General features: G+C 53.8%; 22 protein-coding genes and 6 tRNA genes. 14 read left to right on the top strand and 14 right to left on the bottom strand.

Features of this window, described 5'->3' with window-relative positions:
* Nucleotides 1–86 precede the first annotated feature (86 nt).
* From PI91_RS19085 to pdxK, 6 genes are all read left to right on the top strand, one after another.
* The gene (locus PI91_RS19085) at nt 87–1,100 is read left to right on the top strand and encodes a sulfate ABC transporter substrate-binding protein (protein ID WP_039266825.1); all 1,014 of its coding nucleotides are present in this window, start codon (nt 87–89) and stop codon (nt 1,098–1,100) included.
* Complete coding sequence (gene cysT, locus PI91_RS19080) at nt 1,100–1,933, top strand: sulfate/thiosulfate ABC transporter permease CysT (RefSeq protein ID WP_008501609.1); 834 nt, start codon at nt 1,100–1,102, stop codon at nt 1,931–1,933. The genes PI91_RS19085 and cysT overlap by 1 nt, the downstream gene beginning before the upstream one ends.
* A complete protein-coding gene (gene cysW / locus PI91_RS19075) occupies nt 1,933–2,808 on the top strand; it encodes a sulfate/thiosulfate ABC transporter permease CysW (RefSeq protein WP_008501608.1) in 876 nt (291 codons plus the stop codon). The genes cysT and cysW overlap by 1 nt, the downstream gene beginning before the upstream one ends.
* Nucleotides 2,798–3,892, top strand: coding sequence for a sulfate/thiosulfate ABC transporter ATP-binding protein CysA (cysA, locus tag PI91_RS19070; protein WP_039266824.1), 1,095 nt, complete (start codon nt 2,798–2,800; stop codon nt 3,890–3,892). Before cysW ends, cysA begins: the two co-directional genes overlap by 11 nt.
* A gap of 118 nt (nt 3,893–4,010) precedes the next feature.
* Nucleotides 4,011–4,922 (top strand): cysteine synthase CysM, encoded by a 912-nt coding sequence (gene cysM, locus PI91_RS19065; protein ID WP_039266822.1) that lies wholly within the window; start codon nt 4,011–4,013, stop codon nt 4,920–4,922.
* A 5-nt stretch (nt 4,923–4,927) separates the two neighbouring features.
* Nucleotides 4,928–5,764, top strand: coding sequence for a pyridoxine/pyridoxal/pyridoxamine kinase (pdxK, locus tag PI91_RS19060; protein ID WP_008501605.1), 837 nt, complete (start codon nt 4,928–4,930; stop codon nt 5,762–5,764).
* A 44-nt stretch (nt 5,765–5,808) separates the two neighbouring features.
* On the opposite strand, the gene crr is transcribed toward pdxK, so the two are convergent.
* The 5 genes from crr to cysZ form a co-directional block, all read right to left on the bottom strand.
* Complete coding sequence (crr, locus tag PI91_RS19055) at nt 5,809–6,318, bottom strand: PTS glucose transporter subunit IIA (protein WP_003861316.1); 510 nt, start codon at nt 6,316–6,318, stop codon at nt 5,809–5,811.
* A 40-nt stretch (nt 6,319–6,358) separates the two neighbouring features.
* A complete protein-coding gene (ptsI, locus tag PI91_RS19050; protein WP_008501604.1) occupies nt 6,359–8,086 on the bottom strand; it encodes a phosphoenolpyruvate-protein phosphotransferase PtsI in 1,728 nt (575 codons plus the stop codon).
* A gap of 44 nt (nt 8,087–8,130) precedes the next feature.
* Nucleotides 8,131–8,388 (bottom strand): phosphocarrier protein Hpr, encoded by a 258-nt coding sequence (ptsH, locus tag PI91_RS19045; protein WP_000487600.1) that lies wholly within the window; start codon nt 8,386–8,388, stop codon nt 8,131–8,133.
* A 317-nt stretch (nt 8,389–8,705) separates the two neighbouring features.
* Nucleotides 8,706–9,677 carry a cysteine synthase A gene (gene cysK / locus PI91_RS19040; RefSeq protein ID WP_008501603.1) on the bottom strand — a complete coding sequence of 324 codons (972 nt, stop codon included), beginning with the start codon at nt 9,675–9,677 and terminating at the stop codon, nt 8,706–8,708.
* A 163-nt stretch (nt 9,678–9,840) separates the two neighbouring features.
* Entirely contained in the window at nt 9,841–10,602 is a 762-nt protein-coding gene (gene cysZ / locus PI91_RS19035) for a sulfate transporter CysZ (protein ID WP_039266821.1), read from the bottom strand.
* A 230-nt stretch (nt 10,603–10,832) separates the two neighbouring features.
* Between cysZ and zipA the strand changes: the two genes are divergently transcribed.
* The 3 genes from zipA (at nt 10,833) to PI91_RS19020 (ending at nt 14,118) form a co-directional block, all read left to right on the top strand.
* Complete coding sequence (gene zipA, locus PI91_RS19030; RefSeq protein ID WP_039266820.1) at nt 10,833–11,816, top strand: cell division protein ZipA; 984 nt, start codon at nt 10,833–10,835, stop codon at nt 11,814–11,816.
* Between the two features lie 69 nt (nt 11,817–11,885).
* On the top strand, nt 11,886–13,901 hold the full coding sequence (gene ligA, locus PI91_RS19025; RefSeq protein WP_039266819.1) for an NAD-dependent DNA ligase LigA: 2,016 nt from the start codon (nt 11,886–11,888) through the stop codon (nt 13,899–13,901).
* 1 nt (nt 13,902) lies between these two features.
* Nucleotides 13,903–14,118: a DUF3820 family protein gene (locus PI91_RS19020; protein WP_008501599.1), complete on the top strand. Its 216-nt coding sequence runs from the start codon at nt 13,903–13,905 to the stop codon at nt 14,116–14,118.
* Here PI91_RS19020 and PI91_RS19015 read toward each other — a convergent pair.
* Nucleotides 14,115–15,110, bottom strand: coding sequence for a bile acid:sodium symporter family protein (locus tag PI91_RS19015; protein ID WP_008501598.1), 996 nt, complete (start codon nt 15,108–15,110; stop codon nt 14,115–14,117). The genes PI91_RS19020 and PI91_RS19015 overlap by 4 nt on opposite strands.
* A gap of 89 nt (nt 15,111–15,199) precedes the next feature.
* Between PI91_RS19015 and PI91_RS19010 the strand changes: the two genes are divergently transcribed.
* Nucleotides 15,200–16,135: a LysR family transcriptional regulator gene (locus tag PI91_RS19010; protein ID WP_023294241.1), complete on the top strand. Its 936-nt coding sequence runs from the start codon at nt 15,200–15,202 to the stop codon at nt 16,133–16,135.
* Here PI91_RS19010 and PI91_RS19005 read toward each other — a convergent pair.
* From PI91_RS19005 to PI91_RS18985, 5 genes are all read right to left on the bottom strand, one after another.
* Nucleotides 16,132–16,473: a FlxA-like family protein gene (locus PI91_RS19005; protein WP_021241788.1), complete on the bottom strand. Its 342-nt coding sequence runs from the start codon at nt 16,471–16,473 to the stop codon at nt 16,132–16,134. The two genes, PI91_RS19010 and PI91_RS19005, sit on opposite strands and share 4 nt — an antisense overlap.
* A gap of 126 nt (nt 16,474–16,599) precedes the next feature.
* Nucleotides 16,600–16,675: transfer RNA gene (locus PI91_RS19000), tRNA-Lys, on the bottom strand.
* 4 nt (nt 16,676–16,679) lie between these two features.
* Nucleotides 16,680–16,755 (bottom strand) — tRNA-Val (locus PI91_RS18995).
* A gap of 29 nt (nt 16,756–16,784) precedes the next feature.
* Nucleotides 16,785–16,860, bottom strand: a tRNA-Val gene (locus PI91_RS18990).
* 41 nt (nt 16,861–16,901) lie between these two features.
* A tRNA-Val gene (locus PI91_RS18985) sits at nt 16,902–16,977 on the bottom strand.
* A 258-nt stretch (nt 16,978–17,235) separates the two neighbouring features.
* Here PI91_RS18985 and gltX point away from each other — a divergent pair.
* Nucleotides 17,236–18,651: a glutamate--tRNA ligase gene (gltX, locus tag PI91_RS18980; RefSeq protein ID WP_023294239.1), complete on the top strand. Its 1,416-nt coding sequence runs from the start codon at nt 17,236–17,238 to the stop codon at nt 18,649–18,651.
* Between the two features lie 43 nt (nt 18,652–18,694).
* Here the strand turns inward: gltX and PI91_RS18975 are convergent, their stop codons facing one another.
* Together PI91_RS18975 and PI91_RS18970 are read right to left on the bottom strand one after the other, a co-directional pair.
* A complete protein-coding gene (locus PI91_RS18975) occupies nt 18,695–19,087 on the bottom strand; it encodes a YfeC-like transcriptional regulator (RefSeq protein ID WP_008501594.1) in 393 nt (130 codons plus the stop codon).
* A gap of 1 nt (nt 19,088) precedes the next feature.
* Nucleotides 19,089–19,451 (bottom strand): YfeC-like transcriptional regulator, encoded by a 363-nt coding sequence (locus PI91_RS18970; RefSeq protein ID WP_008501593.1) that lies wholly within the window; start codon nt 19,449–19,451, stop codon nt 19,089–19,091.
* Between the two features lie 217 nt (nt 19,452–19,668).
* On the opposite strand from PI91_RS18970, the gene PI91_RS18965 reads away from it, so the two are divergent.
* The 3 genes from PI91_RS18965 to PI91_RS18955 all read left to right on the top strand — a co-directional run bounded on the left by PI91_RS18965 (nt 19,669) and on the right by PI91_RS18955 (nt 22,266).
* Nucleotides 19,669–19,744, top strand: a tRNA-Ala gene (locus PI91_RS18965).
* Between the two features lie 41 nt (nt 19,745–19,785).
* Nucleotides 19,786–19,861: transfer RNA gene (locus PI91_RS18960), tRNA-Ala, on the top strand.
* A gap of 215 nt (nt 19,862–20,076) precedes the next feature.
* Complete coding sequence (locus PI91_RS18955; RefSeq protein WP_032652906.1) at nt 20,077–22,266, top strand: EAL domain-containing protein; 2,190 nt, start codon at nt 20,077–20,079, stop codon at nt 22,264–22,266.
* A gap of 44 nt (nt 22,267–22,310) precedes the next feature.
* On the opposite strand, the gene PI91_RS18950 is transcribed toward PI91_RS18955, so the two are convergent.
* A complete protein-coding gene (locus PI91_RS18950; protein WP_008501591.1) occupies nt 22,311–23,498 on the bottom strand; it encodes a NupC/NupG family nucleoside CNT transporter in 1,188 nt (395 codons plus the stop codon).
* Nucleotides 23,499–23,630: the final 132 nt, after the last annotated feature.

The following is a 23,630-nucleotide window of genomic DNA, read 5'->3' as shown; positions in this document are numbered from 1 at the left end:
AAACGGTATATAAAACCGTTACTGCTTTCATCACCGTTATAAATATTATGACTATAAGATAGTCATCACATTTATAAGGGTGCGCAATGGCCGTTATTGTACTGAAAAAAGGAACTCTGGCGCTGGCAGGTTTACTGCTGGTGGCACAGGCGCAGGCGACTGAACTGTTGAACAGTTCGTATGACGTCTCCCGCGAGCTGTTTGCCGCCCTTAACCCCCCGTTCGAACAGCAGTGGGCGAAAGACAATAACGGCGACAAGCTGACCATCAAGCAGTCTCACGCCGGTTCGTCCAAGCAGGCGCTGGCCATTCTTCAGGGACTGAAAGCGGACGTCGTGACCTACAACCAGGTGACTGACGTGCAGATCCTGCACGACAAAGGCAAGCTCATCCCGGCGGACTGGCAGAGCCGTCTGCCGAACAACAGCTCGCCGTTCTACTCCACCATGGGTTTCCTGGTGCGCAAGGGCAATCCGAAGAATATCCACGACTGGAGCGACCTGGTGCGTTCCGACGTGAAGCTGATTTTCCCGAACCCAAAAACCTCCGGTAACGCGCGTTACACCTATTTAGCGGCGTGGGGCGCGGCGGACAAGGCTGACGGTAACGATAAAGCCAAAACCGAGCAGTTCATGACCCAGTTCCTGAAAAACGTCGAAGTGTTTGATACCGGCGGCCGCGGGGCGACCACGACCTTCGCAGAGCGCGGCCTGGGCGATGTGCTGATCAGCTTTGAATCGGAAGTGAACAACATCCGCAAGCAGTATGAAGCGCAGGGCTTTGAGGTGGTTATCCCGAAAACCAACATTCTGGCCGAGTTCCCGGTCGCATGGGTGGATAAAAACGTGCAGGCGAACGGTACCGAGAAAGCGGCAAAAGCCTATCTCAATTACCTGTACAGCCCTCAGGCGCAGACCATCATTACCGATTACTACTACCGCGTGAACAACCCGGACGTGATGAACAAGCTGAAAGATAAGTTCCCGCAGACCGCGCTGTTCCGCGTGGAAGACCATTTTGGCTCCTGGCCAGACGTGATGAAAACGCATTTTGCCAGCGGCGGTGAGTTAGACAAACTGCTGGCGGCGGGGCATAAGTAATGTTTGCAGTCTCGACCAAACGCGTGCTGCCGGGCTTTACCTTAAGCCTCGGGACCAGCCTGCTGTTCGTCTGCCTGATTCTGCTGTTGCCGCTCAGCGCGCTGGTGATGCAGCTTGCGCAGATGAGCTGGGCGCAGTACTGGGACGTGATCACCAACCCGCAGGTGGTGGCGGCCTATAAGGTGACGCTGCTGTCGGCGTTTGTCGCCTCCATTTTTAACGGCGTGTTTGGCCTGCTGATGGCGTGGATTTTGACCCGCTATCGCTTCCCGGGCCGCACGCTGCTTGACGCCCTGATGGATCTGCCGTTTGCGCTGCCGACGGCGGTCGCGGGCTTAACCCTCGCGTCGCTCTTCTCCGTGAACGGGCTGTACGGCGAGTGGCTGGCGAAATTTGACATCAAGGTGACCTACACCTGGCTTGGTATCGCGGTGGCGATGGCCTTTACCAGCATCCCGTTTGTGGTGCGTACCGTGCAGCCGGTGCTGGAAGAGTTAGGTCCGGAATACGAAGAAGCGGCGGAAACGCTGGGCGCCACGCGCTGGCAGAGCTTCCGCAAAGTGGTGCTGCCGGAGCTGTCTCCGGCGCTGATGGCGGGCGTCGCGCTGTCGTTTACCCGCAGCCTCGGCGAGTTCGGTGCGGTGATTTTTATCGCCGGGAACATCGCCTGGAAAACGGAAGTGACCTCGCTGATGATTTTCATTCGCCTGCAGGAGTTTGATTATCCGGCGGCGAGCGCGATCGCTTCGGTGATCCTCGCGGCCTCGCTGCTGCTGCTGTACTCGATTAACACTCTGCAAAGTCGCTTTGGTCGACGTGTGGTAGGTCACTGATGGCGGAAGTTACGCAATTGAAGCGATACGATGCGCCCCGCATCAACTGGGGTAAATGGTTTCTGATTGGGGCGGGCGTGCTGGTTTCCGCCCTCATTCTCGTCGTGCCGACGATTTATATCTTCGTTCAGGCGTTCAGCAAGGGCCTGATGCCCGCGCTGGAAAACCTGGCGAACCCGGATATGCTGCACGCCATCTGGCTGACCGTGCTGATTGCCCTGATCACCGTCCCGGTGAACCTGGTGTTCGGTACCCTGCTGGCGTGGCTGGTGACGCGCTTTAATTTCCCGGGACGTCAGCTGCTGCTGACCCTGCTGGATATTCCCTTCGCCGTGTCGCCGGTGGTGGCGGGCCTGGTGTATCTGCTCTTCTACGGCTCCAACGGCCCGCTGGGCGGCTGGCTGGATGCGCATAACCTGCAGATCATGTTCGCCTGGCCGGGCATGGTGCTGGTGACCATCTTCGTGACCTGTCCGTTTGTGGTGCGCGAGCTGGTGCCGGTGATGTTAAGCCAGGGGAGCAACGAAGACGAAGCGGCGGTGCTGCTGGGTGCGTCGGGCTGGCAGATGTTCCGCCGCGTGACCCTGCCGAACATCCGCTGGGCGCTGCTTTACGGCGTGGTATTGACCAACGCCCGCGCGATTGGTGAGTTCGGTGCCGTTTCCGTTGTTTCCGGCTCCATTCGCGGTGAAACGCTGTCGCTGCCGCTGCAGATTGAACTCCTGCAGCAGGACTACAACACCATCGGCGCCTTTACTGCCGCAGCGTTGCTGACGCTGATGGCGATTTTGACCCTGTTTTTGAAGAGTGTTGTGCAGTGGCGTTTAGAAAATCAGGAAAAACGTCAGCATCAGGAGGGAAATCATGAGCATTGAGATTGCCAATATTAAGAAGTCTTTTGGTCGCACCCAGGTGCTGAATGATATCTCGCTGGATATCCCTTCCGGACAAATGGTGGCGCTGCTGGGGCCGTCTGGCTCGGGCAAAACCACGCTGTTGCGCATTATCGCCGGGCTTGAGCACCAGACCAGCGGGCACATCCGCTTCCACGGCACCGACGTGAGCCGCCTGCACGCCCGCGATCGTAAGGTGGGCTTTGTGTTTCAGCATTACGCGCTGTTCCGCCACATGACCGTGTTCGACAACATTGCGTTTGGCCTGACCGTGCTGCCGCGTCGTGAGCGCCCGGATGCGGCAACCATTAAGGCGAAAGTGACCAAACTGCTGGAGATGGTGCAGCTGGCGCATCTGGCGGACCGTTTCCCGGCCCAGCTGTCCGGCGGGCAGAAACAGCGCGTGGCGCTGGCGCGCGCGCTGGCCGTTGAACCGCAAATTCTGCTGCTGGATGAACCCTTCGGCGCGCTGGATGCGCAGGTGCGTAAAGAGCTGCGCCGCTGGCTGCGTCAGCTTCATGAAGAGCTGAAATTCACCAGCGTCTTCGTGACCCACGACCAGGAAGAGGCGATGGAAGTCGCGGATCGCGTGGTGGTCATGAGTCAGGGCAACATTGAGCAGGTTGACGAGCCGGAGCAGCTCTGGCGTGAACCGGCGACCCGCTTCGTGCTGGAGTTTATGGGCGAGGTGAACCGCCTGCAGGGCACCATTCGCGGTGGTCAGTTCCACGTTGGCGCGCACCGCTGGCCGCTGGGCTATACCTCCGCGCATCAGGGCCAGGTCGATCTGTTCCTGCGTCCGTGGGAAGTGGACGTGAGCCGACGAACCAGCCTGGACTCACCGCTGCCGGTACAGGTGCTGGAAGCGAGCCCTAAAGGGCATTACACCCAACTGGTGGTTCAGCCGCTGGGCTGGTACACCGAGCCGCTGACCGTGGTCATGCGCGACGACGTCCCGCCGCATCGGGGAGAGCGACTGTTTGTCGGTCTTCAGCATGCCCGTATTTATCACGGCAAGGAACGCATCGAGACGCGCGAGGATATTGCTCTGGCGGAGTCAGCCTGATAGGTTATTAGGATGTTTATCGCCCGGTGGCGCTGCGCTGACCGGGCCTACAGCTAAAACTGCGTCTTGTAGGCCGGGATCGCTGCGCGCAACCCGGCTTTTTTATTGAGTAAAAATCGTGAATACACTCGAACACACCATCGGCAATACCCCTCTGGTCAAACTTCAGCGCATGGGGCCGGATAACGGCAGCGAAATCTGGGTCAAACTCGAAGGCAATAACCCGGCGGGGTCGGTGAAAGATCGGGCCGCACTGTCGATGATCGTCCAGGCTGAAAAGCGCGGCGAGATTAAGCCGGGCGACGTGCTGATTGAAGCCACCAGCGGCAACACCGGTATCGCCCTGGCGATGATTGCGGCGCTGAAAGGCTATCGCATGAAGCTGCTGATGCCGGACAATATGAGTCAGGAGCGTCGCGCCGCGATGCGTGCCTACGGAGCCGAGCTGATTCTGGTGACCAAAGAGCAGGGGATGGAAGGCGCGCGCGACCTGGCGTTAGAAATGGCCGAGCGCGGCGAAGGTAAACTGCTCGATCAGTTTAACAACCCGGACAACCCTTACGCGCACTACACCACCACCGGCCCGGAAATCTGGCAGCAAACCGACGGGCGCATTACCCATTTTGTCTCCAGCATGGGCACCACGGGAACCATTACCGGCGTATCCCGTTTTCTGCGCGAGCAGGCGAAAACCGTCACCGTCGTTGGCCTGCAGCCGGAAGAGGGGAGCAGCATTCCGGGCATTCGCCGCTGGCCTGCGGAGTATATGCCGGGCATTTTTAATGCACAGCTTGTGGACCAGGTGCTGGATCTTCACCAGCGCGAGGCGGAAAATACCATGCGTGAGCTGGCCGTGCGCGAAGGTATCTTCTGTGGCGTCAGCTCGGGCGGCGCGGTAGCGGGTGCGATTCGGGTGGCGCAGGCAAACCCGGGTGCAGTAGTGGTGGCGATTATTTGCGATCGCGGCGATCGCTATCTCTCTACCGGCGTCTTTGGAGAAGAGAGTTATTCGCAGGGGGCGGGGATTTAAGCGTCATGGAGATGATTCTATTCCGGGATAATACCCGGGCGCAGCAAACCGATATTGTCGCGGTGCAGTCTCAGGTGGTGTACGGCAGCGTGGGGAACAGCATTGCGGTACCGAATATTCGTACCCACAGGCTGAACGTTACCGCCGTGCCGACGGTACTGTTCAGCAACACGCCACACTATGACACCTTCTACGGCGGCGTGATCCCCGACGAGTGGTTCAGCGGCTACCTGAAGGCGCTGGAAGAGCGCGAAATCCTGCGCGAGCTTAAGGCGGTCACCACCGGCTATATGGGCAGCGCCAGCCAGATCGTCCTGCTGGCGCAGTGGCTGAAAGCGGTCAAAGCGCAGCATCCTGACCTGCTGGTGCTGGTCGATCCGGTTATCGGCGATATTGACAGCGGGATGTACGTGAAGCCTGAGATCCCCGAAGCGTATCGGGAGCACCTGCTGCCGCTGGCGCAGGGGATCACGCCCAATGTCTACGAGCTGGAAGTGTTAAGCGGCAAGCCGTGCCGCACGCCGGAAAGCGCCATCGCGGCGGCACAGGGACTGCTCTCCGACAGCCTGAAATGGGTGGCGATCACCAGTGCGCCGGTTGCCGACGATCCGCAAAACATCCACGTGGTGCTGGTTTCACGCGAGGGCGTCACTGTCAGCGCGCATCCGCGCGTAGAGACCGATCTGAAAGGGACGGGCGACCTGTTCTGTTCAGAGCTGGTGAGCGGCATTGTTGAGGGGAAAACCGTTGCCGATGCCATTCGCATGGCCGGCGATCGGGTGACTGACGTGATGCTGTATACCCAGTCGAAAGGCTACGACGAGCTTATCCTCCCGGCATAAACAAAAATGGCGCCCGAAGGCGCCATTTTTCTGTGCGGCAAGAATTACTTCTTGATGCGGATAACCGGGGTTTCACCCACGGTGACGCTGCCAGACAGTTTGATCAGTTCTTTGATTTCGTCCATGTTGGAGATAACAACCGGCGTCAGGGTAGACTTGGCTTTTTCTTCCAGCAGTGGCAGATCGAATTCAATCACCGGGTCGCCAACTTTCACACGCTGGCCTTCTTCCGCGATACGTTTGAAGCCTTCGCCTTTCAGTTCAACGGTGTCGATACCGAAGTGAACGAACAGTTCGATACCGCTATCAGATTCGATAGAGAACGCATGGTTGGTTTCAAAAATTTTACCGATGGTGCCGTCAACTGGAGCAACCATTTTGTTGCCAGTTGGTTTGATAGCAATGCCATCACCAACGATTTTCTCAGCAAACACTACATCCGGCACGTCTTCGATGTTGACGATCTCGCCGGAGAGCGGAGCAACAATCTCAATAGTTCCGGAGTCTTTCTTATCATCAGAAACCAGAGATTTCAGTTTATCGAACAAACCCATGATCTTCTCCTAAGCAGTAATTTGGGCCGCATCTCGTGGATTAGCAGATTGTTTTTTCTTCAATGAACTTGTTAACCAGCGTCATTAACTCGTCCGTTGTCGGTTGAGCAAGAGCCTGCTCTGCTAACACCTTCGCATCTTCGAAGTTCGTGTTACGGATAATCTTCTTAATGCGCGGGATGGAAATGGCGCTCATAGAGAATTCGTCCAGACCCATACCCAGCAACAGAAGTGTAGCACGTTCGTCGCCTGCAAGCTCACCACACATGCCAGTCCATTTACCTTCTGCATGAGAAGCATCAATAACTTGCTTGATCAAGTTCAGTACGGACGGTGACATTGGCTGGTAGAGATGTGAAATCATATCATTACCACGGTCAACTGCCAGGGTGTACTGCGTTAAATCATTGGTGCCGATACTAAAGAAATCAACTTCTTTGGCTAAATGACGCGCAATGGTCGCCGCCGCAGGTGTTTCCACCATCACGCCGATCTCGATTGACTCGTCAAATGCTTTACCTTCGTCGCGCAGTTCCTGCTTGTAGATTTCGATCTCTTTCTTCAGTGCACGCACTTCTTCAACAGAGATGATCATCGGGAACATGATGCGCAGCTTACCGAACGCAGAGGCACGCAGGATTGCGCGAACCTGGTCACGCAGGATCTCTTTACGATCCATCGCAATACGCACGGCACGCCAGCCCAGGAACGGGTTCTCTTCTTTCGGGAAGTTCATGTACGGCAGCTCTTTGTCGCCACCGATGTCCATGGTACGGACGATAACCGCCTGAGAGCCACAGGCTTCAGCAACGGCTTTATACGCAGCAAACTGCTCTTCTTCCGTTGGCAGCGCGTCGCGGTCCATGAACAGGAATTCTGTACGATAGAGACCAACACCTTCCGCACCGTTGCGCTCAGCGCCATCAACGTCGCGGACGGTACCGATGTTTGCGCACACTTCTACCTGATGGCCGTCCAGAGTGATGGCTGGCAGGTCTTTCAGCTTAGCGAGTTCCGCTTTTTCAGTCGCAACCTGCTCCTGAACCGCGCGCAGTTTTTCGATCTCTTCGTTAGTTGGGTTGACGTAAACCAGATTGTTTACGGCATCCAGAATCAGATAATCGCCGTTTTTCACCTGAGAGGTGACGCTACCGGTACCCACGATGGCAGGCAGTTCCAGAGAACGCGCCATGATAGAGGTGTGGGAGGTACGGCCGCCCGCATCGGTGATGAAACCGAGGACCTTTTTCAGGTTCAGCTGTGCGGTTTCAGATGGGGTGAGGTCAGCGGCAACCAGGATCACTTCATCCTGAATCGCGCTCAGGTCGATAATGGCCAGACCCAGGATGTTGCGCAGCAGGCGCTTACCGATGTCACGTACGTCAGCCGCACGCTCTTTCAGGTATTCATCATCCAGTTCTTCCAGGGCAGTTGCCTGACCTTCGATAACTTCATGCGCAGCCGCGTCGGCCGTCATGCCTTTATCTTTAATCAGGGCTATGATTTCCTGCTCCAGCTCCTCATCTTCGAGCAGCATGATGTGCCCTTCGAAGATGGCTTCTTTTTCTTCACCGAAAGTTTCGCCAGCTTTAGTTTTGATTGCTTCCAGTTGCGCAGATGCCTTGGCACGACCGCTCAGAAAACGTTCAACTTCCTGATCAACCTTGTCGGCAGAAATTTTTTTCCGGTCGATGACGATCTCGTCTTCTTTCAGCAGCAGTGCTTTGCCGAAAGCGATACCCGGGGATGCTAAAATGCCTGAAATCATAACCCTACCTTACTTGTGACTGATATTTAAAAGAACCCGGAAACTTACTCGAGCTCAGCCATCAGTTTTACCAGATGCTCAACTGCTTTCTGCTCGTCTTCACCTTCCGCAGAGATGGTGACTACGGTGCCCTGAGTCAGGCCCAGAGTCTGCAGTTTGAACAGGCTTTTTGCGCTGGCGCTTTTGCCGTTGGAAGTCACAGTGATTTCAGAAGTGAAGCCTTTCGCTTCTTTAACAAACTGAGCAGCAGGGCGGGTGTGCAGACCGTTCGGAGCGGTAATGGTAACTTCTTGCTGGAACATTGTATTTCCCCAACTTATAGGTTTAGTGTTGTGGAACTAAAGTCTAGCCTGGCGACTGAACTTTAGCCTGTATTGTTAGCGCTGACGTTTCGATCGTCATTAAACATTATGCAGCGAAAGCAAGACTTGAACCAAATCATAAAATCGATTCAGCAAGGCTATTTCGTTCGCTGATTAATTTCACGCATCAAAATAATTGCTGGTTTAAATACCAGACCCAACGGGGTGAAGCAATGCCAGGAGGGGCAAAAGTTTGAAGCAGGCCACAAAAAAGCACCTGAAAAGGTGCTTTTTTACGCGTTATTAACATAGTGGCACTACTGTTGCAGCTCTTTTTCAGTGAACAGATCGGCAAACAGTGCGGTGCTCAAGTAACGCTCACCCGAGGAAGGAAGGATAACCACAATATTCTTATTGGTAAAGGCCTCATCTTCCTGAAGTTTAAGCGCTGCCGCAACGGCCGCACCGGAAGAGATACCTGCCAGAATACCTTCTTCATCCATCAGGCGGCGCGCGGTAGAGATGGCTTCTTCGTTCGTGATAGTGACTACTTTATCAATCAGTTTCAGATCCAGGTTGCCCGGAATGAAGCCTGCGCCAATCCCCTGAATTTTGTGCGGGCCGGGTTTGAGCTCTTCCCCCGCCAGGGCCTGGGTGATAACCGGTGAATCAGTCGGCTCAACGGCAACGGTGATCAGCTCTTTTTTACCTTTGGTGCCTTTAATATAGCGTGACACGCCGGTCAGCGTGCCGCCGGTACCTACGCCGGAGATAAAGACGTCAACCTGGCCGTCGGTATCTTCCCAGATTTCCGGGCCGGTAGTCTTCTCGTGAATTTCCGGGTTAGCCGGGTTGCTGAATTGCTGCAGCAGCAGGTATTTCGCCGGATCGCTGGCCACAATCTCTTCGGCTTTCTGAATGGCACCCTTCATGCCCTTCGCGCCTTCGGTCAGCACCAGGTTCGCGCCCAGCGCTTTAAGCAGCTTACGACGCTCGATGCTCATGGTTTCAGGCATGGTCAGCGTCAGCTTGTAGCCGCGCGCGGCAGCAACATAGGCCAGAGCGATCCCAGTATTGCCGCTGGTCGGTTCCACCAGCTCAACGCCCGGCTTCAGTACGCCACGTTTTTCAGCATCCCAAATCATGTTTGCACCGATACGGCATTTTACGCTGAAGCTCGGGTTACGTGATTCGACCTTCGCCAGGATGCGTCCATTACCGATACGGTTCAGTCGAACCAGGGGCGTATGACCGATAGTCAGCGAGTTGTCTTCATAAATCTTACTCATGGCCTGTCCTTAACTGTATGAAATTGGGATACCGACCCAGCATACCTGCTAAGCAGGTAGGGGGAAGTAAGGAATTCGCATATCTATATACTGCAAGGAAATAATGGGGATCAGTATGGAATAAGGGGCGGCATAAGCCACCCCTGCTTTACACATTTTTGCATTATTTCCATAACGCGTGCTTAGCACGGTAGCAGTCGACCCACATGGCGGTCGCGCCGCAAACGGCAACCGGCATGATGAACAGATTCAGGAACGGAATCATAGTGAACAGGCTGGTCAGCGCGCCAAACTGCATATTGGCGATCTTCTGGCTGCGCAGGGCGGTGCGCATCTCTTTAAACGGCACCTTGTGGTTATCGAACGGATAGTCGCAGTACTGGATGGCTAGCATCCAGGCGCTGAACAGGAACCACAGCACCGGTGCCACCGTCTGGCCAATGCCGGGCACAAAATAGAGGATAAGCAGCACAACCGCGCGGGGCAGGTACCAGGCAAACTTCTGCCATTCACGCTTCATAATGCGAGGGAGGTCTTTCATGATCCCCAGGATGCCCGTGTCCGGCGGTGTTGCGTCGGTAAGGCGCGCTTCCAGCTGTTCCGCCAGCAAACCGTTAAACGGCGCGGCTATCCAGTTGGCAATCGTCGAGAAGAAGTAGCCAAATACCAGCAAAACGGAGATCACCGCCACCGGCCAGAGCAGGTAGTTAAGCCACTGCAGCCAGTCCGGCACGTAGCTCATCAGCGATGGGATCCAGCTTTCCAGTTTTGTGAACAGCCACCAGAACGCGCCGCCCATCAGAATAATGTTGATCAACAGCGGCAGAATGACGAAGCGTCGAATACCCGGCAGAGAGACCAGTTTCCAGCCCTGAGAAAAATACCAGACGCCGCTGCGCGGGGGAGAAGAAGATGTTGAAACCATAGCCAGGCTGTACTCCTTTTTACACAACCAGTGGAATTGCCCGCCTATATTATCCACTTACGGACCAATGACCAGTTCGGAAATGTTCGAAAAACCAGCAAAAAGCACGATTTCCTTCATCTTTATGCTGTGAATGCTCTGCACACACTTGCACTTGACGTAAACGGCAAATACTCTTAGTGAGTAAATGTTTGCCGTGGTGGCAAGGTGTTAGAACAACAGAGAATATAATGATGCAGGATTTGCGTCTGATATTAATCATTGTTGGCGCGATCGCCATAATCGCTTTACTGGTACATGGTTTCTGGACCAGCCGTAAAGAGCGTTCCTCGATGTTTCGCGATCGCCCACTGAAGCGCATGAAGTCCAGTCGTGACGACGATGACAGTGAAGATGACATCGATGGAAGCGACGATGACGGCGTGGGTGAAGTTCGTGTTCATCGGGTCAATACTGCGCCCGGCGTAGGCCATGGGGAGCATGAAGCACCTCGTCCTTCGCAGCACCAGTATCAACCGCCGTATGCTTCTGCACAGCCGCGCCAGCCAGCGCCACAGCCTGTGGAAGAACCGGTGCGCCAGCCGCCGCAACAGCCTGTGTATCAGCAGCCTGCTGCGCCACAGCCGGTTCAACAACAACCCGTGCAGCAGCCTGTGCAACAGCAGCCTGCGCAACCGGTACATCAACCGCAGCAGCCTGTTCATGTTCAACCTGCGCCGCAGCCCGCTCCTGCCCCGCACGTTGAGCCTGAGCCCGTTGTAGAGCCAGAGCCGGTTGTTGAAAAAACGCAGCGTAAAGAAGCGGTGATCATCATGAACGTGGCCGCCCATCACGGCAGCCATCTGAACGGTGACGTACTGCTGAACAGTATTCAACAGGCCGGCTTCAAGTTTGGTGATATGAATATCTTCCATCGTCACCTGAGCCCGGACGGTAGCGGCCCGGCGCTATTCAGCCTGGCCAATATGGTTAACCCTGGCACATTCGACCCAGAAATGACGGGCGATTTCGTGACGCCGGGTGTCACTATCTTTATGCAGGTGCCGTCCTACGGCGACGAACTGCAAAACTTTAAGCTGATGCTGCAATCCGCTCAGCACATCGCTGACGAAGTGGGTGGTGTGGTGCTCGACGATCAGCGTCGCATGATGACCCCGCAGAAGCTGCGTGAGTATCAGGACCGCATCCGCGAAGTTAAGGAAGCCAACGCGTAACCGACGCATTATCTTCAACTCCTCCTCAACCCCCGCATGTCGGGGGTTTTTTCTCATTGATGGTGTGATATGGACTCAATCGAACAACAACTCACTGAACTGCGAACCACGCTTCGCCATCATGAATATCTCTATCATGTTATGGACGCGCCGGAAGTCCCGGATGCGGAGTATGACCGCCTGATGCGCGAGCTGCGCGAATTAGAGGCGCAGCATCCTGAACTTATTACACCGGATTCCCCCACCCAGCGCGTCGGCGCTGAGCCGCTGGGCGCTTTCAGCCAGGTGCGTCATGAAGTACCGATGCTGTCGCTGGATAACGTCTTCGATGAAGAGAGCTTTCTCGCGTTTAACAAGCGCGTGCAGGATCGCCTGAAAACAACTGAGTCAATAGTTTACTGCTGTGAGCTCAAGTTTGATGGACTGGCGGTTAATATTTTATACGAGGATGGGATTTTAAAGCATGCGGCAACTAGGGGAGATGGTGCCCTCGGAGAAGATATTACGAATAATATTCGAACAATCAGATGCATACCTTTAAAACTACATGGTAAAGGAATTCCAAAGCGTATAGAGATACGAGGTGAAGTTTTCATTAACCAATCAGACTTCGAGGCGATGAATGAAAACGCCCGGCGAAAGGGGGGGAAAGTTTTTGCAAACCCTCGAAATGCAGCTGCTGGATCCTTAAGGCAACTTGATTCAAGTGTGACTGCGACCAGACCTCTTACATTCAAATGCTATGGCACAGGCCTTGTTGAGGATGCAAATATGGCTGACACACATATTGAACGGTTGGAACAATTGCACAGTTGGGGCTTGCCAATAAGTAAAGCGACTAAATTATGTAATGGCCCTTATAAAGTGATTGAATTCTATAAAAATATAGAAGCAGAGAGATCAACATTAGGTTTTGATATTGATGGTTTAGTTGTGAAGGTAAACTCTCTTAACCTACAGGAAAAACTGGGATTTGTCGCTAAGGCTCCGAGGTGGGCAACTGCCTTCAAATTTCCTGCTCAAGAACAAATCACCAGATTAAGAGATGTTGAGTATCAGGTTGGCAGAACTGGTGCTGTAACACCGGTAGCTCGTTTAGAGCCAGTACAAGTAGCAGGAGTTGTTGTCCAAAATGCGACTTTACACAATGCTGATGAAATAGAGCGCCTTGGTCTAAGAAGAAATGATCACGTAATCGTCCGTCGTGCAGGGGATGTCATCCCTCAAATCGTTGGGGTGGTTGAGTCTATGCGGACTGACGATGCGCCTTTATTCATTTTCCCTAAAACTTGCCCAGTATGTCATTCCTTGATTGAACGAGTGGAAGGCGAAGCTGTTGCTCGATGTACTGGTGGCTTAATCTGTAGGGCGCAGCGTAAGGAATCACTGAAGCATTTTGTCTCCCGTCGGGCAATGGACGTAGATGGTATGGGCGACAAAATCATCGAGCAGTTAGTAGAAAAAGAATATGTTCATACACCCGCAGATCTCTTTAAGCTTAGGACAGAAGAACTTTCCGGTCTGGACCGCATGGGGCCAAAGTCAGCCCAGAACGTTGTTAACGCGCTGGAAGCGGCAAAAGAGACCACCTTCGCCCGTTTCCTTTATGCGCTCGGCATTCGTGAAGTGGGTGAAGCGACGGCAGCAGGGCTGGCGGCGTACTTTGGTACGCTGGAGGCGCTGGAAAAGGCAAGCATTGAGGAGCTACAGAAAGTTCCGGATGTCGGCATCGTCGTCGCCACGCACGTCTTTAACTTCTTTGCTGAAGAGAGCAACCGTGAGGTCATCGGCCAACTGCTGGCAGAGGGCATCAAATGGCCTGCGCCGGTCGTCGTCAACGCCGAAGAGATCGACAGCCCGTTCGCCGGTAAAACGGTAGTGCTGACCGGCAGCCTGAGCCAGCTATCCCGTGATGATGCAAAGGCACGTCTGGTGGCGCTGGGAGCCAAAGTGGCGGGCAGCGTGTCGAAGAAAACCGACCTGGTGATCGCCGGGGAGGCCGCCGGTTCGAAGCTGGCGAAAGCCCAGGAGCTCGGCATTGAGGTTATCGACGAAGCAGAAATGATGCGTCTGTTAGGAGAGTAACGTGGAGAAAGAGCAGCTCGTTGAGATCGCCAATACGGAGATGCCGTTCGGTAAATACAAGGGCCGCAGGCTGATTGATTTGCCGGAGGAGTATCTGCTGTGGTTTGCCCGTAAGGATGAATTCCCGGCAGGGCGACTGGGCGAGCTGATGGCGATTGCGTTACTGATCAAAACCGAGGGGCTGACCCAGCTGGTGCAGCCCCTGAAACGTCCTTAAGCCTTTGCGGCGCGGGTCCCTTCCTGCGCCAGTTTTTCCGTCTGGCGCTTGTAGCGACGCGCCAGCACCGCGCAGACCATCAGCTGGATCTGATGGAAAATCATTAGCGGCAGTACCATCATTCCAATCACCGAGGTCGGGAACAGAATGTTGGCCATCGGGATACCGTTTGCCAGACTCTTCTTCGAACCGCAGAACACAATCGTAATTTCATCCGCTTTGTTGAAGCCGCACTTGCGTGCTACAAAGACGTTTACTGCAATGACAATTGCCAGCAGGATGAGGCTGACCACCACGATAAAGAGCAGCGAACCGGCGCCCACCTTATGCCAGATCCCGTTCACGACCGCTTCGCTGAAGGCGGAATAGACCACCAGCAGGATCGACGACTGGTCGGTTTTTGAGATCCATTTCTTGTGCTTTGCTACAAATGCGCCCGTCCACGGACGCGAGAGATGCCCCAGCACAAACGGCAGCAGCAGCTGCAAACAGATTTTGCCGACTTGCTCAAGGTTACCTTCCGCGCCGTGCATGTTCATCAGCAGGCCCACCAGCAGCGGGGAGACGAAAATCCCCAGCAGGCTGGATGCCGATGCCGAGCAGACGGCGGCCGCAACGTTCCCTCCCGCCAGAGAGGTAAAGGCAATGGCGGATTGCACGGTAGCCGGCAGAATACAGAGATACAGAAAACCGGTATAGAGCGCTGGGTCGACGTTAACCGGTGCCCACCAGGCAAACAGCACGCCGAGGATCGGGAAGAGAATGAACGTGCTGCACATCACCCAGAGGTGCAGTCGCCAGTGGCTCCCCCCTGCGATAATCGCTTCACGGGACAGCTTCGCGCCGTGCATAAAAAACAGCAGTGCGATGGCGGCCGTCGTCAGCCCTTCAAAGAACGGAACGAACCCGCCGCGAGCGGGAAAGAACGAGGCCAGTAAAACGGTAACGACCAGGGTGAGCGTAAACGGATCAACAATACGAAATAGTTTCATAATGACTCCTGAAAACAGATGTCGCTATTGTGCTTTTTTCCGTTTGAGAAATAAAATTGATTTATTGCATCCATTCATGAATTAAACAGATGAATTATTCTTTACGCCAGCTCCGCATTTTCGTTACCGTCGCCAATGCCCGCAGCTTTAGCCGGGCAGGGGAGATGATTGGCCTGAGCCAGTCGGCGGTCAGCCACAGCGTGAAAGAACTGGAAAATCAGACCGGCGTCCGGTTGCTTGACCGCACCACGCGCGAAGTGGTGTTGACCGAAGCCGGGCAGCAGCTTGCTCTGCGCCTTGAACGGCTGCTGGATGAGCTGAACAGCACGCTCAGAGACGTGGGGAGGCTGGGGCAGCAGCTTTCGGGTACCGTGCGGGTCGCGGCCAGCCAGACGATATCTGCACACCTTATCCCGCAGTGTATTGCCGAGGGGAACCATCGCTACCCGGACATTGACTTTGTGCTGCATGACCGGCCACAGCAGTGGGTACTGGAGAGCATCCGCCAGGGGGATGTCGATTTTGGTATTGTTATCGATCCCGGCCAGGTGAGCGATCTGGAGTGCGAAAGCGTACTTTCGGAGCCCTTTTTGCTGCTCTGCCGTGACGACGATCCGCTGGCCGCGTTGCCTGACGTCAGGTGGCAGTCACTGCAGGGCGCAAACCTGGTTTTACAAGATTATGCCTCGGGCAGCCGCCCGCTGATTGATTCCGCGCTGATGAATCAGGGGGTAAAGGCAGCGATCGTGCAGGAGATTGGCCACCCGGCAACGCTGTTTCCCATGGTGGAAGCCGGGATCGGCATCAGCGTGTTGCCCGCCCTGGCGCTTCCCCTGCCTCAGGGAAGTCGACTTGCCGTGAAGCGGTTGACGCCCGTTGTCGAACGAAAGCTAATGCTGGTGCGGCGAAAAAATCGTTCACTCTCGGGGGCGGCGCAGGCTATCTGGGAAGTGGTGCGTATCCAGGCACAGCGATTGACCGAGGCCCGCATACGCGATCCACTGTTTAACGCTTCAGAAGATTAGATGTAGATATCAATCTGATTACTGTCTGTTGGGCTATTCACACCTTCCACTTTGCCCAATTTTTGATCCTGCTTTTTCTGGGCCTCTTCGGCCTGCTGGCGCTGCAGTGCGGCGAGCTGCGCCTGCAGCACTTTGATCTGGGTCTGAATCAGTTCCTGCTGCTTTTTCTTATCTTCCGTACTGCCGGGACTGTTCGCCAGCTCGTTTAACTGCTGAGTCAGCTTTTGGATTTTGTCGAGAATGCGGGTGATTTGCGCAGAGATATCGTTACCGCCAGAAGCCCCATTCCCGCCACTGCTGGTTTGAATAGATTGGGTTGATGCCTGAATGGTCGTCATACTTTTTCCTCGCGTTATAAAACAGAGGTATCGGCACCGACGGGATTAGCTTGAGGAAAATGGGGCAGGTTCACATTTTTTATATCGCAGATAGCAAAAAAGCGCCTTTAGGGCGCTTTTTTACATTGGTGGGTCGTGCAGGATTCGAACCTGCGACCAATTGATTAAAAGTCAACTGCTCTACCAACTGAGCTAACGACCCGAAATGGTGGGCGATGACGGGCTCGAACCGCCGACCCCCTCCGTGTAAAGGAGATGCTCTACCAACTGAGCTAATCGCCCATTTCGGAACTGCTGCGATAAGATGAGAATGGTGGGCGATGACGGGCTCGAACCGCCGACCCCCTCCGTGTAAAGGAGATGCTCTACCAACTGAGCTAATCGCCCAATCTCAATCCTTATCTACACTGCGAGTCTACCGAAGTAGATGGTGGGTGATGACGGGCTCGAACCGCCGACCCCCTCCGTGTAAAGGAGATGCTCTACCAACTGAGCTAATCACCCCCGCTGTGTGGAGTCGCATTATAGGGAGAGTTGAAAATGAGTCAACGCATTTTCTAAAGTTTTTATTCGTTCGTCGTAAAATTAAGCAAAACGATCGCGAAACGGGCAGTGGCGCATGATTTCTAAACAAAAATCGCAAACTCGGGCCCGATTCAGGGAACAACATTGAGGAATCGCCGCACAGTGATAGAATATTGCCCATTGTTTTTTCCCCAGGATTTGCCGATTGCCGGCATCTTTATAACGTAAGGCCATTTCATGAAAATCAAAACTCGCTTCGCGCCGAGCCCGACAGGCTATCTGCACGTCGGTGGTGCACGTACCGCTCTCTATTCCTGGCTTTTCGCACGCCACAACAAAGGTGAGTTCGTGCTGCGTATTGAAGACACCGATCTTGAGCGCTCCACGCCAGAAGCAATTGAAGCCATTATGGATGGGATGAACTGGCTGAACCTGGAATGGGATGAAGGTCCCTACTTCCAGACCAAACGCTTTGACCGCTATAACGCCGTCATTGATGAGATGCTGGTCGCGGGCACGGCGTATAAGTGCTACTGCTCCAAAGAGCGTCTGGATGCGCTGCGTGAAGAGCAGATGGCGAACGGTGAAAAGCCGCGTTATGACGGCCGCTGCCGCCACGACCACAGCGAGCATGCTGCAGATGAGCCTTGCGTTGTGCGTTTTGCTAACCCGCAAGAGGGGTCTGTGATCTTTGACGATCAGATCCGTGGCCCGATCGAATTCAGCAACCAGGAGCTCGACGATCTGATCATCCGTCGTACCGATGGTTCTCCAACCTACAACTTCTGCGTCGTGGTTGACGACTGGGATATGGAAATTACCCACGTTGTGCGCGGTGAAGACCATATCAACAACACGCCACGTCAGATCAACATCCTGAAGGCGCTGAACGCCCCTGTGCCTGTTTATGCGCACGTCTCCATGATCAACGGCGACGACGGGAAAAAGCTGTCTAAACGTCACGGTGCGGTGAGCGTGATGCAGTATCGCGACGACGGCTATCTGCCAGAAGCGCTGCTGAACTATCTGGTGCGTCTGGGCTGGGCTCACGGTGACCAGGAGATCTTCAGCCGCGAAGAGATGATCGAACTGTTCTCTCTGAGCTCTGTCAGCAAATCCGCCAGCGCGTTCAACACCGACAAGCTCCTGTGGCTGAACCATCACTACATCAATACCATGCCGCCAGAATATGTGGCGACGTATCTGCAGTGGCACATTGAGCAGGCAAATATTGATACCCGCACAGGCCCTGAGCTGGCGGATCTGGTGAAACTGCTCGGCGAGCGCTGCAAAACGCTGAAAGAGATTGCTGAAAGCTGCCGCTACTTCTATGAAGAGTTTGATGCGTTTGATGCGGACGCCGCGAAGAAACACCTTCGCCCGGTTGCGCGTCAGCCGCTGGAAGTGGTGCGTGACAAGCTGGCTGCCATTACCGAGTGGACCGCAGAGAATGTGCATCACGCCATTCAGGCGACGGCGGACGAGCTGGAAGTCGGCATGGGTAAAGTCGGTATGCCACTGCGCGTTGCGGTGACCGGTGCGGGTCAGTCTCCGGCGCTGGACGTAACGGTTCATGCTATCGGCAAATCACGCAGCGTAGCGCGCATTAACAAGGCTCTGGACTTTATCGCTGAACGAGAAAATCAGCAGTAATAACGTCTCAGAGAAAACAAACGGCAGGGGAACCTGCCGTTTTTTATGCTTCTTCTTCTGCAATACCCAGACGCTTAAGAAAGCCGTGAATGCCTTCGCGCTTCAGGAAGGTGTCCAGACGCTTCTGCTCTGCTGCAGTCATACTCTCCAGCGTCTCAATTATGCCCGGAAACAGGTTTGCAGAGGGGGCATTGTAGGCGGAAGTGGCCTCCGCGAGATGGTAAACCGCCTGACGGTTGCGAATCGCCGGGAGACTCATGATATGTTCCTTCACGCGCGCATCGATATGAATGAGCCTCGCGCGACCGCCTTTCACGCCGTTGAGTCCTTCTGTTTTCCAGCCCTGCTGGCGAATCCAGCGATTAACCGTTTGCCTGGCAACGCCCAAACTCTCCGCCAGCTCTTCCGTGGTCATTTTGCTGCGTAATTTTTTCATATCAGTCCCGATCGCGAATCCCTAAACGTTGCAACAATCCGGTGATCCCTTCCCGCAGTAACAGCGATGTCATCTGTTTCTGCTCTTCCGGCGTCATTTCATCAGCCAGCGTCAGGAGTAGGGTGTGAAGCGAACTGTTATGGCTGGTACCTTCTGCCATATCGGACGTTTCGCTTGCCCGACGTGCGCTGCGGATAAAGTCGCGGACTTTTTCGTTAACATGTACCAGTCGCGCTTTCCCGCCCTGAACGCCAGGTTTTGGTGACGTAATCCAACCCTCTTTGCGTACCCATTTATTGATGGTCTGTCGGCTATAGCCAGTGAGCAGGGCTAACTCTTCTGGCGTCATTCGTTCCTTGATCATGCAATTTCCTGAATATCAGTGGGGTTAATTAACGGCTCATTTTATAGCACCGTTTTACATGAAAACGTGACAGGCTTAACTCCTGATTACGAGCACGCTCGCAAAGTGATTCATTTGCATGATTTTTCGGCGATCGAACGGCGGTCATTGATTTTGCCGTTGACACTCCGCAGCGGAATTCATATTATGCCGCCCGTCAACATGACAGCTTTACGATGGGGCTATAGCTCAGCTGGGAGAGCGCTTGCATGGCATGCAAGAGGTCAGCGGTTCGATCCCGCTTAGCTCCACCAAACTCTGAACCCAACAGAGTGCGGTCAGTAAAGTCACATGTGGGGCTATAGCTCAGCTGGGAGAGCGCTTGCATGGCATGCAAGAGGTCAGCGGTTCGATCCCGCTTAGCTCCACCAAAATTGTAAACCCTCGTCAAATGACGAGGGTTTTTTTTATCTGTTTGTAACGCCCGCCACTGGTTTTTGTTATCAAAAAGAAGGTATTCCCATACCTCACCTCAATCGAAATCAATAAACGTGTCTATAAATAGACTTGAACTTGATTCGTGCAATTAATAAACCTATTATCCATCCGGTCAATGATTCAGACGGATAATATACTCATCAGCTTAATGAATAGAAAAACGTACAATAATGTAAAGATATTTATAATTGCCCTGACACTTTGTCTGATTGCGGTACCTGTCTCCCGTTATCTCTCTCCACGCGCAATTGTTAATGGTCATGACGTTTATTTAGCATGGCTGCCGCTCAGCGTGATGCTGGCGGTAATTCTGCTATTTGGGCGCAGGGCTATTCTTCCCATTTTGTTAGGTTTTACTGTCACTAATTTATTCTATATTAATTTAGCGCCGCTACAATATTCAGTTTTGCTGTTCTGTCAGACCTTTGCGTTGTTCGCGGCCTGCGGTCTGCTACGCCTCATGCTGGGCAAGCGCTGGCGCCACTCCATCCCTAACAAGCACATCGGGCTACGTATATTCTGGCTCGGTTTTATTGTGCCATTTGGTATTAAGCTGTCGATGTATATGGCAGGCTATTTGTTTGATTTTCCGGTGACTATCTCAACCTATTTCGGCGAAGGAACGGTAATTTATAATGTTGTGGATATTCAAAGCCTGATATGCGCGGGGCTGATTTTTACCATGATGTTCTATTACCCATTAAGAATGATAATTAATCCTCGTTATGCCGTCACCTTCTGGCGGCGAAGCGTGAAGCCCGTGTTTTATCACAAGAATCCATTATATATTTTTGTCTGGCTGATGCTTTTAGGCGCCATTCTCATCATTTTATGTGGTCCTTTTGAATCACCGGTCATTGCGGGCTATTTGATGCCGCTGATTTTTATTCTTTTTACCCTGGCAATAAGCCGCCTGACCTATGCGTTGATTTCTCTGCTGTGGGCCACCTCAGCGCTGCTGCTGTTGACCTACAACTACAATTTCCTTAACGGGGTCGAATCGGGCCATTCACTCTCCTTTATCCTCTCCGTGCTGATCTCTTTCGCTATCTGTTTGCTTTACATGTCGCGCATTTACCAGCGCAGCGAGTGGCTGAAGCGGGGCTGGCAGGGCAGGGCGCTTACCGATCCCCTTACCGGTTTACCCAATATTCGTGCGCTGGAAGATTATCTTGAGATTCACCCGGATGCCAAAGTGTGCATTCTGCGTATGGATAACCTGGAGTTTTTGAGCCGCCACTACGGGATTATCATGCGGGTCCACTGCAAACGTACGATCGCCACGTCGCTACAGCCACTTTTGCAGAAAGATGAGACGCTCTTCCAGCTTCCGGGAAGCGAACTGGTGCTGGTATTACTGGGGCCGGGAACCGCCGAGCGTCTCCAGCATATGGTCGATCGGCTGAACAGCCGTAAGATTTTCTGGAACAACACCGGGCTGGATATTGAATTTGGCGCATCCTGGGGAATGGTTGAAAACGGCGAAAAGCTTCATCACACGCTGGGACAGCTGAGCTGGCTGGCAGAGCAGGCCTGCGGAGAGCAAAACGTTCTCGCGCTCACGAATAGCCTTGAGGCGGCATCAGGACAAACGACAGAGCGTGTCCTGATGCTGGCGCGGATTAAGCATGCCCTTGAGGCAGGGCAGTTCCATTTATACGCGCAACCGATCCAGAAGGCGGACGGGAGCGGGTATTACGAAATCCTGGCGCGTATGGAGAGCGAGGGCGAGATCTTCACCCCTGACCGCTTTATTCCGCTGATTGCCCAGTTCAACCTCAGCCATCGGTTTGATATGTGCATTATGGAGAAATTACTGCTGTGGCTGCGCGATCACCCTGCAACACAGGCTGGCGCCCGTTTCTCCGTCAATCTGATGCCGCTCACGCTGATGCAAAAAGAGGTGGCGACTGAGATTTGCGCGCTGTTTGAACGGTACGGCGTGGCACCTCAGGCCGTCGTGATTGAGATCACCGAGGAGCAGGCTTTTTCAAATTCAGGCACAAGTATCAACAATATTCAGCAGCTGCGGGATTACGGTTTCCGAATCGCCATAGATGATTTTGGTACTGGCTACGCCAACTACGAGCGCCTCAGACGCCTGCAGGCGGACATCATTAAAATTGACGGCTGCTTTGTGAAAGACATTTGTACAGACGACATGGATGCAATGATCGTCCAGTCGATGTGTAATCTGGCGAAGGCGAAATCGCTGTGCGTCGTCGCGGAATACGTCGAAACGCCGGCCCAGCGGGAGATGCTGCTTCGCTTTGGTGTGGATTACCTGCAGGGTTACCTGATAGGCAAACCCAAACCGCTGGAAGAATTGCGGGCATAAAAAAACCGGGAGCCAGGCTCCCGGTTTTTGTTTAACGGTAAACGTTACAGAACCAGTGCCGCGATAGATGCGGACAGGACGCTCACCAGCGTAGAGCCGTAAACCAGCTTCAGGCCAAAGCGAGAAACCACGTTACCCTGCTCTTCGTTCAGACCCTTAATCGCACCGGCGATGATACCGATAGACGAGAAGTTCGCGAAGGAGACCAGGAACACGGAGAGAATACCTTCCGCGCGTGGAGAAAGCGTGCTGGCAATTTTCTGCAGATCCATCATCGCAACGAATTCGTTAGAAACCAGTTTGGTTGCCATGATACTGCCCACCTGCAGCGCTTCGTGAGCCGGAACACCCATCACCCATGCAACAGGGTAGAAGATGTAGCCCAGAATACCCTGGAAGGAGATACCCAGCACCGCGGCGAACAGGGCATTCAGTGCAGAAATCAGCGCAATGAAGCCGATCAGCATGGCGGCAACGATAATCGCGACTTTGAAACCGGCCAGGATGTATTCACCCAGCATTTCGAAGAAGCTCTGGCCTTCGTGCAGGTTAGACATCTGGATGTTCTCTTCGCTGGCGTCAACGCGGTACGGGTTGATCAGCGACAGAACGATAAAGGTGCTGAACATGTTCAGTACCAGCGCAGCCACCACGTATTTTGGTTCCAGCATGGTCATATACGCGCCCACGATAGACATGGAAACGGTAGACATTGCGGTTGCCGCCATGGTGTACATGCGGTTGCGGGACATCTTGCCGAGAATATCTTTATACGCGATGAAGTTCTCAGACTGACCGAGGATCAGGGAACTGACGGCGTTGAAGGATTCCAGCTTACCCATGCCGTTCACTTTGGATAACAGGAAACCAATTCCACGAATCACGAACGGCAGAACGCGGATGTGCTGCAGAATACCGATCAGTGCGGAGATGAAGACGATAGGGCAGAGAACCTTCAGGAAGAAGAACGCCAGACCTTCGTCGTTCATTTTACCGAAGACAAAGTTGGTCCCTTCATTGGCGAATCCGAGCAGTTTTTCGAACATTTCGGAGAAGCCTTTCACGAAGCCGAGGCCTACGTTGGAGTTCAGGAAGAACCACGCAAGTAAAACTTCAATGACCAGCAGTTGGACAACATAACGAATACGAATTTTTTTGCGGTCTGTGCTGACCAGCAATGCGAGTGCAGTAACGACAACAAGTGCCAGGACAAAATGAAGGACGCGGTCCATATTTGCTCCAAATATGAGGCAGGTTTAATTTTCGTGCACATTCTATGTAACAAGCGAAAAGAAAACGAGATCGAGGACACACTATAGTTACATCCTGTGACGAGTCTCAAAAATAGTGATCCACAATACATT

It is taken from the genome of Enterobacter sp. FB, from assembly GCF_000805795.1.
In the GTDB taxonomy this organism is placed as follows: domain Bacteria; phylum Pseudomonadota; class Gammaproteobacteria; order Enterobacterales; family Enterobacteriaceae; genus Enterobacter; species Enterobacter roggenkampii.
Note: the sequence above shows the minus strand (reverse complement) of the source record. Positions and strands in the feature narration are given on the sequence as shown.

Coding starts and splice junctions, on each gene's coding strand:
- PI91_RS19005 (WP_021241788.1), bottom strand. CDS start 16,473: ATGACGACCATTCAGGCATCAACCCAATCTATTCAAACCAGCAGTGGC.
- ligA (WP_039266819.1), top strand. CDS start 11,886: ATGGACTCAATCGAACAACAACTCACTGAACTGCGAACCACGCTTCGC.
- PI91_RS18955 (WP_032652906.1), top strand. CDS start 20,077: ATGAATAGAAAAACGTACAATAATGTAAAGATATTTATAATTGCCCTG.
- cysK (WP_008501603.1), bottom strand. CDS start 9,677: ATGAGTAAGATTTATGAAGACAACTCGCTGACTATCGGTCATACGCCC.
- pdxK (WP_008501605.1), top strand. CDS start 4,928: ATGGAGATGATTCTATTCCGGGATAATACCCGGGCGCAGCAAACCGAT.
- PI91_RS18950 (WP_008501591.1), bottom strand. CDS start 23,498: ATGGACCGCGTCCTTCATTTTGTCCTGGCACTTGTTGTCGTTACTGCA.
- PI91_RS19015 (WP_008501598.1), bottom strand. CDS start 15,110: ATGAAACTATTTCGTATTGTTGATCCGTTTACGCTCACCCTGGTCGTT.
- cysW (WP_008501608.1), top strand. CDS start 1,933: ATGGCGGAAGTTACGCAATTGAAGCGATACGATGCGCCCCGCATCAAC.
- PI91_RS19010 (WP_023294241.1), top strand. CDS start 15,200: ATGAATTATTCTTTACGCCAGCTCCGCATTTTCGTTACCGTCGCCAAT.
- gltX (WP_023294239.1), top strand. CDS start 17,236: ATGAAAATCAAAACTCGCTTCGCGCCGAGCCCGACAGGCTATCTGCAC.
- cysA (WP_039266824.1), top strand. CDS start 2,798: ATGAGCATTGAGATTGCCAATATTAAGAAGTCTTTTGGTCGCACCCAG.
- ptsH (WP_000487600.1), bottom strand. CDS start 8,388: ATGTTCCAGCAAGAAGTTACCATTACCGCTCCGAACGGTCTGCACACC.
- crr (WP_003861316.1), bottom strand. CDS start 6,318: ATGGGTTTGTTCGATAAACTGAAATCTCTGGTTTCTGATGATAAGAAA.
- PI91_RS18970 (WP_008501593.1), bottom strand. CDS start 19,451: ATGATCAAGGAACGAATGACGCCAGAAGAGTTAGCCCTGCTCACTGGC.
- PI91_RS18975 (WP_008501594.1), bottom strand. CDS start 19,087: ATGAAAAAATTACGCAGCAAAATGACCACGGAAGAGCTGGCGGAGAGT.
- PI91_RS19085 (WP_039266825.1), top strand. CDS start 87: ATGGCCGTTATTGTACTGAAAAAAGGAACTCTGGCGCTGGCAGGTTTA.
- cysT (WP_008501609.1), top strand. CDS start 1,100: ATGTTTGCAGTCTCGACCAAACGCGTGCTGCCGGGCTTTACCTTAAGC.
- ptsI (WP_008501604.1), bottom strand. CDS start 8,086: ATGATTTCAGGCATTTTAGCATCCCCGGGTATCGCTTTCGGCAAAGCA.
- zipA (WP_039266820.1), top strand. CDS start 10,833: ATGATGCAGGATTTGCGTCTGATATTAATCATTGTTGGCGCGATCGCC.
- cysZ (WP_039266821.1), bottom strand. CDS start 10,602: ATGGTTTCAACATCTTCTTCTCCCCCGCGCAGCGGCGTCTGGTATTTT.